The sequence below is a fragment of the Streptomyces albus subsp. albus genome, assembly GCF_000719865.1.
GTDB lineage: Bacteria > Actinomycetota > Actinomycetes > Streptomycetales > Streptomycetaceae > Streptomyces > Streptomyces albus_E.
In genome coordinates this window covers 48,360-61,323 of sequence record NZ_JOID01000012.1, presented here as the reverse complement: position 1 = coordinate 61,323, position 12,964 = coordinate 48,360, and the positions used below count along the sequence as shown (strand labels likewise).

General features: G+C 73.2%; 11 protein-coding genes. 6 read left to right on the top strand and 5 right to left on the bottom strand.

Going from position 1 to position 12,964, the window contains the following annotated elements; all coding sequences use genetic code 11:
* Positions 1-13 precede the first annotated feature (13 nt).
* Genes IF83_RS0113830 through IF83_RS0113815 form a run of 4 tightly spaced genes read right to left on the bottom strand, consistent with a single transcriptional unit; the run spans position 14 to position 3,846 of the window.
* Entirely contained in the window at positions 14-646 is a 633-nt protein-coding gene (locus IF83_RS0113830) for a GTP-binding protein (RefSeq protein ID WP_051722763.1), read from the bottom strand.
* Positions 627-1,007, bottom strand: a complete 381-nt coding sequence (locus IF83_RS0113825; protein ID WP_030544453.1) for a DUF742 domain-containing protein — start codon at positions 1,005-1,007, stop codon at positions 627-629. Before IF83_RS0113825 ends, IF83_RS0113830 begins: the two co-directional genes overlap by 20 nt.
* Positions 1,004-1,438: a roadblock/LC7 domain-containing protein gene (locus IF83_RS0113820; RefSeq protein ID WP_030544452.1), complete on the bottom strand. Its 435-nt coding sequence runs from the start codon at positions 1,436-1,438 to the stop codon at positions 1,004-1,006. The genes IF83_RS0113825 and IF83_RS0113820 overlap by 4 nt, the downstream gene beginning before the upstream one ends.
* A complete protein-coding gene (locus IF83_RS0113815; RefSeq protein WP_051722762.1) occupies positions 1,435-3,846 on the bottom strand; it encodes a sensor histidine kinase in 2,412 nt (803 codons plus the stop codon). Before IF83_RS0113815 ends, IF83_RS0113820 begins: the two co-directional genes overlap by 4 nt.
* 429 nt (positions 3,847-4,275) lie before the next feature.
* Here IF83_RS0113815 and dxr point away from each other — a divergent pair, with 429 nt between their 5' ends.
* The 6 genes from dxr to IF83_RS0113785 all read left to right on the top strand — a co-directional run bounded on the left by dxr (position 4,276) and on the right by IF83_RS0113785 (position 11,876).
* The gene (dxr, locus tag IF83_RS0113810) at positions 4,276-5,529 is read left to right on the top strand and encodes a 1-deoxy-D-xylulose-5-phosphate reductoisomerase (RefSeq protein ID WP_030544450.1); all 1,254 of its coding nucleotides are present in this window, start codon (positions 4,276-4,278) and stop codon (positions 5,527-5,529) included.
* Positions 5,526-6,827, top strand: coding sequence for a M50 family metallopeptidase (locus IF83_RS0113805; protein ID WP_030544449.1), 1,302 nt, complete (start codon positions 5,526-5,528; stop codon positions 6,825-6,827). Before dxr ends, IF83_RS0113805 begins: the two co-directional genes overlap by 4 nt.
* A gap of 171 nt (positions 6,828-6,998) precedes the next feature.
* On the top strand, positions 6,999-8,156 hold the full coding sequence (gene ispG / locus IF83_RS0113800) for a flavodoxin-dependent (E)-4-hydroxy-3-methylbut-2-enyl-diphosphate synthase (RefSeq protein WP_030544448.1): 1,158 nt from the start codon (positions 6,999-7,001) through the stop codon (positions 8,154-8,156).
* A 467-nt stretch (positions 8,157-8,623) separates the two neighbouring features.
* Positions 8,624-9,469, top strand: a complete 846-nt coding sequence (locus tag IF83_RS0113795) for a GNAT family N-acetyltransferase (RefSeq protein WP_030544447.1) — start codon at positions 8,624-8,626, stop codon at positions 9,467-9,469.
* A gap of 14 nt (positions 9,470-9,483) precedes the next feature.
* Positions 9,484-10,017: a GNAT family N-acetyltransferase gene (locus IF83_RS0113790; protein WP_030544446.1), complete on the top strand. Its 534-nt coding sequence runs from the start codon at positions 9,484-9,486 to the stop codon at positions 10,015-10,017.
* Between the two features lie 164 nt (positions 10,018-10,181).
* Entirely contained in the window at positions 10,182-11,876 is a 1,695-nt protein-coding gene (locus IF83_RS0113785) for a proline--tRNA ligase (protein ID WP_030544445.1), read from the top strand.
* 100 nt (positions 11,877-11,976) lie between these two features.
* On the opposite strand, the gene IF83_RS0113780 is transcribed toward IF83_RS0113785, so the two are convergent.
* Positions 11,977-12,912: an aminoglycoside phosphotransferase family protein gene (locus tag IF83_RS0113780; RefSeq protein ID WP_051722761.1), complete on the bottom strand. Its 936-nt coding sequence runs from the start codon at positions 12,910-12,912 to the stop codon at positions 11,977-11,979.
* Positions 12,913-12,964: the final 52 nt, after the last annotated feature.

Here is a 12,964-nt window from a genome sequence, read left to right as displayed (position 1 = left end):
CCCGCCGGGCCGTTCAGCTCACGCCGGCGCCCCGGCCCGCCGGAGCGCCGTCCGGCGCGGCCAGCGACATCAGCAGATCGACCAGGGCGAGCAGCAGATCCCGCCCCGCCTCCGGCCGCCGGACATCGCCCAGCAGCAGCGGCACCGCCGGGTCGAGGTCGAGGGCGTGCCGCACCTCCTCCTCCGTCCGGTCGCAGTGCCCGTGGAAGCAGTTGACCCCCACCACGAACGGGATGCCGCGGTTCTCGAAGAAGTCGATCGAGGCGAAGCTCACCTCCAGCCGCCGGGTGTCGACCAGGACGATCGCCCCGAGCGCCCCGTTGACGAGGTCGTTCCACATGAACCAGAAGCGCTCCTGGCCCGGGGTGCCGAAGAGGTAGACCACCAGGTCGGCGCTGATGGTGATGCGGCCGAAGTCCAGCGCCACCGTGGTGGTGCTCTTCCCCGCCAGCCCCTCGATGACGTCGACACCGGCGCTGGCCTGCGTCAGATACTCCTCGGTCCGGACGGGGGCCACCTCGCTGACCGCCCCGACCAGGGTCGTCTTGCCCACCCCGAAGCCGCCGGCGACGAGGAACTTGACGGCCGCCGGAGCCGCCCGGCCACGCTCCGGTCCGGCTCCGTCGTCAGAGTTGTTCGAGCCCATCCCTCACCGCCCGCAGAAGAGTCCTGTCCAGTCCGGCTTGCGCGGCCGTCATCGGCGGCCGTGTCGTCACCCCGCCCAGCGCGATCAGATCCCCGATCAGGATCTTGGTCACGGAGACCGGCAGATCGAGCGTGGCCGCGATCTCCGCGACCGCGGCGGGGACCCGGCACCGCTCCAGAATGGCGCGGTGCTCGGGCTCCAGGCCGCGCGCGGCGGGCCGGTCCGGGTCCGTGGTGACGACCATGGTGATCAGCGTGAGGTCGTCCCGCTCCGGGACCGTGCGGCCACGGGTGATCGTGTACGGCCGGACCAGGGACCCGTCGGCGTCGTCCGGTTCCAGCCCGTCCGTCCAGTGGCTCAACCAGATCTACCTCCGTCACCGGCGGAGGAGTCGGTGCGGGGCTCCGTGCCCAGCTTCTTGCCGACCTGCTGGACCAGGGTGTACATCGCCACCGACATCACCTCGGCGTCGACCTCCTGGGAGGCCACCACCGCGAGATGCGTGCCCTTGCCCGCGGAGATGATGAAGAGCCACAGGTCCGCCAGTTCCACGATGATCTGGCGCACCGCTCCGCCGCTGAAGAGCTCGTCGATGCCCCGGGCGAGGCTCTGCTGGCCGGTGGCCACGGCGGCCAGCCGCTCGGCGTCCGTCCGTTCGATGGTCCCGGACTGGCTGACGACCATGCCGTCGTCGGACAGGATGACGGCGTGCAGGGTCCCCGCCACCTGTTCCACCAGTCCGTCGAGCAGCCAGTCGAGGTCCCGGTCGGTTGCCGTGGTGCGCTGTGTCATTCTCGGTCTTCCCTTGCTGTTCCGCCGGGTTGGGGCGTGCTGACGTCGGCCGGGGGGATGTCCTGCTCGGAGGCCGGCCCGCGGATGATGCGGGACTGGCGCTGGAACGCGCCCACCGTCGCGCCGGAGCGCTCGGGTGCCGGATGCGGGTGGGGGGACGCGTCCTCGTCGGTGCCGGTCCGCCGCGGCGGATTCCGGAGTTCGGGGGTGAGGCTGGCCTGCCGGACCCGCCGGGGGAGCGGGCTCGCGCCGGTGACGGGGGCGGCGGCGGGGCCGTTCGCGGCACCGTCGTGCGGGGCGGACCGGCCGTCGTGCGGGGCGGACCCGTCGTCGTGCGTACCGGCGCCGTCGTCGGGCCCGCCGGTGCCGCCGGTCACGGCCGCCGCGGCCTGTCCCCGGGAGCGACGCGGCAGTTCGGGGGAGGGCCCGCCCGCGGCGGTCGCCCGCGCGGTGTCCTCGGCCTCCCCGGCCCCGCGGGCCGCCGGCAGGGACTTGCCGGCCGGGCTCGCGGCGCCCCGGACCCCGCCGCCCGCAGGTTCCGGCTCGTCGGCCACCAGTCCGGCGGGGATCATGACGATCACCCGGGTGCCGCCGAACACCGACGGGCGGAATTCCAGGGTCAGCCCGAGCCCGGCGGCCAGCCGTGCCACCACGTACAGGCCCAGCCGGGCGTCGTCGGCCCGGGACATGATGTCCATCCGCGGCGGCTCGGCCATCATCTCGTTGAGCCGGTCGTACTCCTCCGGCTCCATGCCGAGCCCGCGGTCCTCGATCTCCACCACCAGGCCCCGGCCCACCAGGCCGGCCCGTGCCTCCACGGGGTTCGGCGGCTTGGAGAAGGCGGTGGCGTTCTCCATCAGCTCGGCCACGATGTGCGCCACCGGGCCGACCGCGCGTTCGGACAGCCACGGGGTGCCCTGCACCTCGATCTGGATGCGGCGGTAGTCCTGGACCTCGCCCAGCGCCGACCGCAGCACGTCCAGCACCGGGACGGGCTTGCGCCAGCGCCGCTGCGGCTGGCCGCCGCCGAGGATGACGAGGTTCTCCTCGTAGCGGCGGAGCCGGGCCGCCAGGTGGTCGAGGTCGAAGAGCCCCTCCAGCACCTCCGGATCCTCGTGCCGGCGCTCCATCTCGTCGAGCTTCTTCAGCTGGAGGCCGATGAGCAGCTGGGTGCGGCGGGCGATGCGCTGGAGCAGCCGTTCGAAACCGCGGTGCTGCTCGGTCTCCCGTACGGCGGTCTCGACGGCGCTGCGGCGGGCGAGGTTGAGGGTCTGGCCGAGCCGGCCCAGCTCGTCGTCGCCGTGCGGGACCTCCCGCACCTCGGCGTCGACGTCGATGTCCTCGCCGCGCTGCAGCCGCTCCACGACGGCGGGCAGCTCCGTCTCCAGCCGTGCCGCCTCGTCGCGCAGTGCGAAGATCCGCTGCCGCAGGGAGCCGGTGAGCCACAGGCTGAGCGCGATGACGACGACGACCGCGCCCAGCCCGATGGCGCTGGCCGCCACCATGCGGGTCATGAGGCTCCGCACCGAGTCGGCGCCGGCCCGGTGGAAGTCCGCGGCCAGCCTGCCGGTCAGCTCGTCGAGCCGGGGCCGCAGCTCCTCCATGGCCTCCCGCCACCGGCCGGCCTCGCGGGGCAGGTCCTCGGGCTCGGTGAGGGGCACCTGCAGCAGGGTCTGCTCCACCACGGTCTTGGTATGCCAGGCGTCCATGAGGGTCATGTCCTGGTGGAACGCGGCCTCGGCCTCGGGCAGCCGCGAGGCGATGCGGTCCTCGAAGAGGTACTGCTGGGCACCGATCCACTCGACGAGATCGGAGCGCTCGGTCTTGTCGAGGTGACCCGCGGTCCAGCCGCGGGTGAGCACCGCGTCCTCGCGGGCGAGTGTCTCCGTCGCCCACATGAGGTCGGTCAGCGGCTGTGCCTTGACGCTGACCGCGCCGTTGTCCGTGTTGCCCAGGGCGTCGGTGAACTCGAGAGCACTGTCGATCATCACGGTGAAGGACCCGAAGGCCACGGGCTGGGTGCTGATCCCGTCGTCCACGTCCTCCCGGACCTCCGGAAGCACCCGGAGCTCCTCCCGGGCCCCGGCCAGTGCGTCGCGGAGTTCGGTGTGCAGTCCATCGGTGCCGCTGCCGGTTCCGGAGCGGAAGGCCCGCACCGCCCGGTCGGTCCGCTCGCGCTGCTTCCGCAGGGCGGCGGGGGAGGTCCCGGGGTCGGCCAGGATCTCCGCCGTCAGCCGCCGTTCCTCCTGGAGCGCGGCGGCCAGGTCCCCGGTCAGCGCGACGCCGCGCTCGGCCAGGGCGGCGTGACGGTCCTGCAGCCGCCAGTCCAGGGCGAGTTGAGTGGTGCTGACCCCCCAGAGGGCCGCCAGCGCCACGCTGGGTATGAGGGCCAGCACGAGCAGGATCATGCGCAGTGACCCCGGACGGCGTACGCGGTCCGCCCCCCGCCCCGGTCTCTCAGGCGTACGCGTGCGCAGTGCCATGTCACCCCAGCCAGAAGTCACAACAGGTATCGCCGCAGGTGGGGGGCGGCGCGTGGTGGAGCCGATGCTAGTTGTGACCGCGGAGGGAAGGAATACGGTTGCACGAACGGTATCCAGAAAGATCCGTTCCGTTGCCGAGGCCGCTGCCGCCGCACGAACGCGCAGGCCGGGGAGCGGTGTTGCGGCTGCGGCCGGGATCCGGACCCGGCCGCTCCGGGGCACACCGGCAGCACACCGGTGGCCGGCCCGGGAGCACACCGGGGAGCGCACCGCGAGCAGGCCTCCGCCCCCGCGCCCGCCGATTCGGCGGGTGCGCCGTCCGCCCCGCGCGGCCGGTGCGGTGACAATGGGGGGATGACGGACTCCCTCGCCCACCCGCATCTGACCTTCCCGGCGGCCACCGCCGCCACCGGAGGCCCGCGGGACATCGTGATCCTCGGCTCCACCGGCTCGATCGGCACCCAGGCCATCGACGTGGTGCTGCGCAACCCCGGACGCTTCCGGGTGACCGGTCTGTCGGCCGCCGGCGGCCGGGCCGGGCTCCTCGCCGAGCAGGCCCGCCAACTGGACGTCCGCACCGTCGCCGTCGCCCGGGAGGACGCCGTTCCGGCCGTGCGCGAGGCGCTGTCCGCCGCGTACGGCTCGGCGAGGCAGCCGGAGATCCTGGCGGGGCCGGGCGCCGCGGCGGAGCTGGCGGCGAGCGACTGCCACACGGTGCTCAACGGCATCACCGGCTCCATCGGCCTGGCCCCGACCCTCGCGGCCCTGGAGGCCGGCCGGGTGCTGGCCCTGGCGAACAAGGAGTCGCTGATCGTGGGCGGCCCGCTGGTCAGGGCGGTGGCCAAGCCCGGCCAGATCGTGCCGGTGGACTCCGAGCACTCCGCGCTCTTCCAGGCGCTGGCGGGCGGCAGCCGTTCCGAGGTGCGCAAGCTGGTCGTCACCGCCTCGGGCGGTCCGTTCCGCGGCCGGACCAAGCCGGAGCTGGCCGAGGTCACCCCCAAGCAGGCACTGGCCCACCCCACCTGGAACATGGGCCCGGTGGTCACGATCAACTCGGCGACCCTCGTCAACAAGGGCCTGGAAGTCATCGAGGCACACCTTCTCTACGACATTCCGTTCGAACGGATTGAGGTGGTCGTCCACCCGCAGTCGTATGTGCACTCGATGGTGGAATTCACAGACGGTTCAACGCTGCTCCAGGCCAGCCCCCCGGACATGCGGATGCCGATCGCGCTGGGGCTGGGCTGGCCGGAGCGGGTCCCCGACGCCGCTCCCGGCTGCGACTGGACCAAGGCGTCGAGCTGGGAGTTCTTCCCGCTCGACAACGACGCCTTCCCCTCCGTGGGGCTGGCGCGGCACGTCGGCGGCCTCGGCGGTACGGCCCCCGCCGTGTTCAACGCCGCCAACGAGGAGTGCGTGGACGCGTTCCTCGACGGCCGCCTTCCCTTCAATGGCATCGTGGAGACCGTCGCCGAGGTGGTGGCCGAGCACGGCACCCCCGGGCGGGGAACCTCCCTCACCTTGGCCGACGTCCTGGAAGCGGAGGAGTGGGCGCGCGCCCGCGCCCGTGAGATGGCGGCGACGTCAGCATCGGAGGCCCGCGCATGACGACCCTGATGACGGTTCTCGGCATAGTCGTCTTCGTGATCGGGCTGCTGTTCTCGATCGCGTGGCACGAGCTGGGGCACCTGTCGACCGCCAAGCTGTTCGGTGTGCGCGTGCCGCAGTACATGGTCGGCTTCGGCCCGACCCTCTTCTCCCGCAAGAAGGGGGAGACGGAGTACGGCATCAAGGCCATTCCGTTCGGCGGCTACATCCGCATGATCGGCATGTTCCCGCCCGGTGAGGACGGCAGGGTCACCACCCGCTCCACCTCGCCTTTCCGCACCATGATCGAGGACGCCCGGGAGGCCGCCTTCGAGGAGCTGCAGCCCGGCGACGAGAAGCGGCTCTTCTACACGCGCGCGCCCTGGAAGCGCGTGATCGTGATGTTCGCCGGCCCTTTCATGAACCTCGTGCTGGCCGTGGTGGTCTTCATGGGCGTGCTGATGGGCTTCGGCATCAACACCCAGACCACCACCGTCTCCACCGTCTCCGACTGCGTGATCTCGCAGAACGAGAACCGCGACACCTGCCGCAAGGGCGACCCGGCCTCGCCCGCCAAGGCGGCCGGGCTCCAGCCGGCCGACAGGATCGTCGCCTTCGACGGCGAGCGGATCGAGGAGTGGTCCGTCCTCCAGGAGCGCATCCGGGAGACCACCGGTCCCGCCACCATCACCGTCGAGCGCGCCGGCGAGCTCAAGACACTCCAGGCCGACCTGGTGGAGAACCGGCTGGTCAAGTACGACGACGACGGCCGCGTGATCAAGGGCGAGTACGTCACCGCGGGCTTCCTCGGCTTCAGCCCTGCCACCGGAGTCGTCCAGCAAACCTTCGGCCAGTCGGTCGAGCGCATGGGCGACATGATCACCAACGGCGTGGAAGCCCTGATCGCCCTGCCCTCGAAGATCCCCGCGCTCTGGGACGCCACCTTCGGCGACGCCGAGCGCGAGCCGGACTCCCCGATGGGCGTCGTCGGCGCCGCCCGCGTCGGCGGTGAGGTGTTCAACCTCGACATCCCGCCGCAGCAGCAGGTCGCGACCATGCTCTTCCTCGTCGCGGGCTTCAACCTGTCGCTGTTCCTCTTCAACATGCTGCCGCTGCTGCCGCTCGACGGCGGCCACATCGCGGGAGCGCTGTGGGAGTCGGTGCGGCGGAACACGGCCCGGCTCTTCCGGCGCCCGGACCCGGGCCCCTTCGACGTCGCCAAGCTGATGCCGGTCGCCTATGTGGTCGCCGGGATCTTCATCTGCTTCACCCTGCTGGTCCTCATGGCCGACCTGGTCAACCCCGTACGGATCTCCTGACGGCCGGCCCGCGCGGGCCTGCGGACGGCCGGGAGCACCCCCCTCCCGGCCGTCCCCCGTCCGCGCGCCGCGCGGGAGGCCGCGGCGGCCGCACCCCCGCGCGTGCCGTAATCTCGGACCGGAGCCCGCCTGTCTCCCGGGCCAGAAGCCATACGTTGGGGTTGCACGCAGATGACTGCGATTTCGCTGGGAATGCCGTCCGTTCCGATCAAACTGGCGGACCGCCGGGTGAGCCGGCAGATCCACGTCGGCTCGGTGCCGGTCGGCGGTGACGCGCCGGTGTCGGTGCAGTCGATGACGACGACCGTGACGGCGGACATCGGCGCCACCCTGCAGCAGATCGCCGAGCTCACGGCGGCCGGCTGCCAGATCGTCCGCGTCGCCTGCCCCTCGCAGGACGACGCCGAGGCGCTGCCCGTCATCGCGAGGAAGTCCGGCATCCCCGTGATCGCCGACATCCACTTCCAGCCCAAGTACGTCTTCGCGGCGATCGACGCGGGCTGCGCGGCGGTGCGGGTGAACCCGGGCAACATCCGCCAGTTCGACGACAAGGTCAAGGAGATCGCCAAGGCGGCCTCCGACGCCGGCACCCCGATCCGCATCGGCGTGAACGCCGGCTCGCTGGACAAGCGGCTGCTGGCCAAGTACGGCAAGGCCACCCCGGAGGCGCTGGTCGAGTCGGCCCTCTGGGAGTGCTCCCTCTTCGAGGAGCACGGCTTCCGCGACATCAAGATCTCGGTCAAGCACAACGACCCGGTCGTCATGATCAACGCGTACCGCCAGCTCGCCGCCCAGTGCGACTACCCCCTCCACCTGGGCGTCACCGAGGCCGGCCCCGCCTTCCAGGGCACCATCAAGTCCGCGGTCGCCTTCGGCGCCCTGCTGAGCGAGGGCATCGGCGACACCATCCGGGTCTCGCTCTCCGCGCCGCCCGTCGAGGAGATCAAGGTCGGCAACCAGATCCTGGAGTCCCTCGGACTGCGGCAGCGCGGGCTGGAGATCGTCTCCTGCCCCTCCTGCGGCCGGGCCCAGGTGGACGTCTACAAGCTGGCGGAGGAGGTCACCGCCGGTCTGGAGGGCATGGAGGTCCCGCTGCGCGTCGCCGTGATGGGCTGCGTGGTGAACGGCCCCGGCGAGGCCCGCGAGGCGGACCTCGGGGTGGCCTCCGGCAACGGCAAGGGCCAGATCTTCGTCAAGGGCGAGGTCATCAAGACGGTGCCCGAGTCGAAGATCGTCGAGACGCTGATCGACGAGGCCATGAAGATCGCCGAGCAGATGGAGAAGGACGGCGTCGCCTCCGGCGAGCCCGTCGTCACCGCCGCCGGCTGACACCCCGGAACACCCGTGGCTCCGCGCCACCCGCGCACCGGACACCGCGCCGTGCCCCCACCGGCCCCCGGCGGGGGCACCGGCCGTCCCGCCCCGGCATTTCCCCGGCCGCCCGACGTTTGACGGCCGCCGCCGCGGCCCAGACGGAGGACAGGACCCGGGAAGGTCCTCCCCCGGTCCGGGCCGGTGCGCACGCACCGGCCCGGACCGGACACCGCGACCCCGTGCCGCTCCTCCGCCGGTGACCCGGAACGGGTGGAACCGTCCGCCCCGCGGCCGCCCCCGTCCCGTCCACCGGGCACAGCGGGTGACCCGGGAACGGGGGAGGTACAGTGCGGCTGGGGGCCGGTACAGACCCCAGGGCCCGTCCCGGGGACGGGAGAGACGGACCCCGGGTGTGACGACCACCCCGGCGCACCAGGGGTCGCCCCGGAACGACGCAGCAGCAGACGGTGAGGCCCCGACACGTGTTGACCCAGACGACCACCAGGGTCCTCGGCCCCGGTGATCTCGACGCCACCCTCGCGGTGCTCGACCGCGACCCGGTCACCAACGCCTTCGTCGCCGCCCGGGTCCAGGCCGCCGGCCTCGACCCCTGGCGGCTCGGCGGCGAGATGTGGGGCTGGTACGCCGACGGCCGCCTGGAATCCCTCTGCTACGCCGGCGCCAACCTCGTCCCCGTGGAGGCCGGTCCCGAGGCCGTCCGCGCCTTCGCCGAGCGCGCCCGCCGCGCCGGCCGCCGCTGTTCCTCGATCGTCGGCCCCGCCGAGGCGACCGCCCTGCTCTGGTCGCTGCTGGAGCCGAGCTGGGGGCCCGCCCGCGAGGTCCGCCCCTGCCAGCCGCTGATGGTCGCCTCCACCGCGCCCCCGGACATCGCCCCCGACCCGTACGTCCGGCGCGTCCGCAAGGACGAGATGGACATCGTGATGCCCGCCTGCGTGGCGATGTTCACGGAGGAGGTCGGCGTCTCCCCGCTCGCCGGTGACGGCGGACTGCTCTACCAGGCCCGGGTCGCCGAACTGGTGTCCGCCGGCCGTTCGTTCGCCCGGATCGAGGACGGCCGGGTGGTCTTCAAGGCCGAGATCGGCGCGGCCACCGACCGCGCCTGCCAGATCCAGGGCGTCTGGGTGGCCCCGGAGTTCCGCGGCCGCCGGCTCTCCGAGACCGGCATGGCCGCCGTCCTGCGCTACGCCCTCGCCGACATCGCCCCGCTCGCCAGCCTCTACGTCAACGACTTCAACACCGCCGCCCGCGCGGCTTACCGGCGCGTCGGCTTCCGGGAGACCGGCGCCTTCATGAGCGTGCTCTTTTGAGTAGTCTCCCCGCCATGGATGACGTCGTGGTCGGCCCGCTCGACCTGATCGCGCGGGTGGACGACGCGCTGGCCGTACAAGCCCTCGCCTTCGGGCTCACCCAGGAGGAGGTCGGCGTACGGCGGCATATCGTCCAGCGCCACATGACCTCCCCCGGAGCCCGCGCGCTGGGCGCCACCACCCCGGACGGCCGGCTCCTCGGCTTCGCCTACGGCATGCCCAACGACCGCGGCCACTGGTGGTCCACGGTCGTCGAGCCCTATCTGCGCCGCGAGGGCCGGGACGTCTGGCTCGACGACGCCTTCGTCGTCACCGAACTGCACGTCCTCCCCGACCACCAGAAGCGCGGCATCGGCCGCCGCCTGATCACCGTCCTCACCGACGCCGCCGCCGAACCCCGCAGCCTCCTCTCGGCCATCGACACCGACAGCCCCGCCCGCGGCCTCTACCGCTCCCTGGGCTACCGGGACCTCGCCCGCCCCGTCTACTTCCCCAGCGCCCCCAGCCCGTACGCGGTGATGGGCGCCCCGCTGCCGCTGCGCCGCTAGGTCCTGTCCGGCACATCCCGCCTGCTCCGCGGCGTCTGGCACGCACGCTCGCCGCGTTGTCGATCGTCGGCGCAGCACGGCGCCCGACGACCGCCGTTCCTCGGCGCGCTCCGCTTTTCGGTAGCCTCCAGGGCAATCACTTTTTCCACGCAGGAGAGAACCTCATGGTCCAGCGCATGTCCCGGATGATGCTCAAGACGCTGCGCGACGACCCGGCCGATGCCGAGACCCTCAGCCACAAGCTGCTGGTCCGGGCCGGGTACGTCCGCCGTGCGTCCGCCGGAATCTGGACCTGGCTGCCGCTGGGCAAGAAGGTCCTGGAGAACGTCTCGCGGGTCGTCCGCGAGGAGATGGACGCCATCGGCGCCCAGGAGGTGCTGCTCCCCGCGCTGCTGCCGAAGGAGCCGTACGAGACCAGCGGCCGCTGGGAGGAGTACGGCGAGCTGCTCTTCCGGCTGAAGGACCGCAAGGGCGGCGAGTACCTGCTCGGCCCCACCCACGAGGAGATCTTCACCCTCACGGTGAAGGACCAGTGCACGTCCTACAAGGACCTGCCGGTGGTGCTCTACCAGATCCAGACCAAGTACCGGGACGAGGCGCGTCCCCGCTCCGGCGTGCTGCGCGGCCGCGAGTTCCTGATGAAGGACTCGTACTCCTTCGACACCGACGACGAGGGCCTGGCCGAGGCCTACCGGCTGCACCGCGAGGCGTACACCCGGATCTTCGAACGGCTCGGCCTCGACTACCGCATCGTCTCCGCCGTCTCCGGCGCCATGGGCGGCTCCGCCTCGGAGGAGTTCCTCGCCCCGGCCGCCGCCGGCGAGGACACCTTCGTCGACTGCCCGTCCTGCGACTACGCCGCCAACACCGAGGCCGTCACCACCGTGGTGCCCCCGGTGGAGCCCGCGGACCACCCGGCCGTCGAGCAGCTGGACACCCCCGACACCCCCACCATCGAGACCCTCGCCGAGCACCTGGGCGTGCCTGCCTCCGCCACCCTCAAGAACCTGCTCGTCAAGGTGGACGGCAAGATCACGGCCGTCGGCGTCCCCGGCGACCGCGAGGTGGACCTCGGCAAGCTCGGCGAGCACCTGGCCCCGGCGGTCGTCGAGCTCGTGACGGCCGAGGACTTCGCCGACCGCCCCGACCTGGTCCGCGGCTACGTCGGCCCGCAGGGCATGGCCGGCAGCGCCTTCCGCTACATCGCGGACCCGCGCGTGGCCGCGAACACCAGCTGGATCACGGGCGCCAACAAGGAGGGCAAGCACGCCCGCAACGTCGTCTGCGGCCGCGACTTCGAGGTGGACGAGTACCTCGACGTGGTCGTCGTCGAGCCGGGCGACCCCTGCCCGAAGTGCGGCGCCGGTCTGCGGATCGACCGCGCCATCGAGATCGGCCACATCTTCCAGCTCGGCCGGAAGTACGCCGACGCCTTCCAGCTCGACGTCCTCGGCCGCGAGGGCAAGCCGGTCCGGGTCACCATGGGCTCGTACGGCATCGGCGTCTCGCGCGCCGTCGCGGCCCTCGCCGAGCAGACCGCCGACGACAAGGGCCTGTGCTGGCCCGCCGAGATCGCCCCGGCCGACGTCCACGTCGTCGCCGCGGGCAAGGCCAAGCAGACCGAACTGGCCCTGGAGGTCGCCGAGAAGCTGCACTCCGCCGGGGTGCGGGTCCTCGTCGACGACCGGGCGGGCGTCTCCCCGGGCGTCAAGTTCACCGACGCCGAGCTGATCGGTGTGCCGACGATCCTGGTCGCGGGCCGCCGGGCCGGCGAGGGCGTGGTCGAGCTCAAGGACCGCCGCACGGGCGAGCGCGAGGAACTGACGGTCGAGGAGGCCCTGGCCCGCCTCAGCGGCTGACCGCACGCCGGTGGCCGGCCGCGTTCGCACGCGGCCGCGCACACCGGGCAGGCCGCACCGCACCACGCCCCGGAGCCCTCCGCTCCGGGGCGCGGCGCCGTCAGAACCAGCTCGCGAACTCCAGGAGGAGGGCGCCCCGCCGGTGGCCGCGGCCCAGGGCCGGCAGGCCGTCCGCAACCGCGCGGAAGACCGTCCAGCCGCGCAGCCGGTCCCGGTCGACCTCCAGGGAGTCCGCCAGCCGGGCCAGCCGGCTCCGCGCGCCGGCCGCCCCGCGCGGAGAGGCCACCAGGTCCTCCAGCCGGTCGCGGACCGGCAGCGCCAGATCGTAGGCCCGCTCGCCGACCAGCGGGTCGGGGCCGACGGCCAGCCACGGCGCGCGCTCGCCCGCCAGGACCTTCTCCTCCCGGAACCGGCCGTGCAGCAGCAGCCGTTCCGGCTCCGCGGCCGTCAGCTCCGCGTGGGCCGCCAGTGCCTGCCCGGCCAGGGGCCGGACGTCGGCCGCCCAGGGCTCGTCCGCCGCCGCGCGCAGCAGCGCCGCCGCCGGCGCGGTGCGCTCCGCCACCGAGGGGTACGGGCCGCCGTCCGGTTCCGTCCACAGCCGCCGTACCGTGCCCGCCGCCTCCAGCAGGGCCTTGGCCTCGGGGAGCGAGCTGAGCGACACCTCGCCGTGCAGCCGCTCCAGGAGCAGGGCGCCGGCCGCGTCGTCCGCCTCCAGCAGCCGGACGGCGCCGAAGCCGTCCCAGCGCTCCAGCGCCGCGTGCTGCGCGGCGGCATCCGCGCCGGGGGCCAGCAGCTTCAGGGCGGCCCGGCCGCCGTCCGCGCGCCGCACCAGCACCAGCAGGCTGCTGCGGCCGCCGGGCTCCTGCACCCGCTCGGGGGTCAGCTCCCAGCGCCGCAGGACGTCCCGGGCCAGCTCCGGCAGATCCCTCAGCCACGTCCGGCCGGCGCCGTCGTCTTCCGCCTCGTCCAGCGCCCGTGCCAGGCGCGGCGGCGGTCCCAGCGGAGCGCCCTCCTCGGGCCGTGCTGCGGAAGCCATGCGCGGGCCGTCCCCTTCCGTCGCCGTCACCTCACCGTGTCCCGCGCCGCCG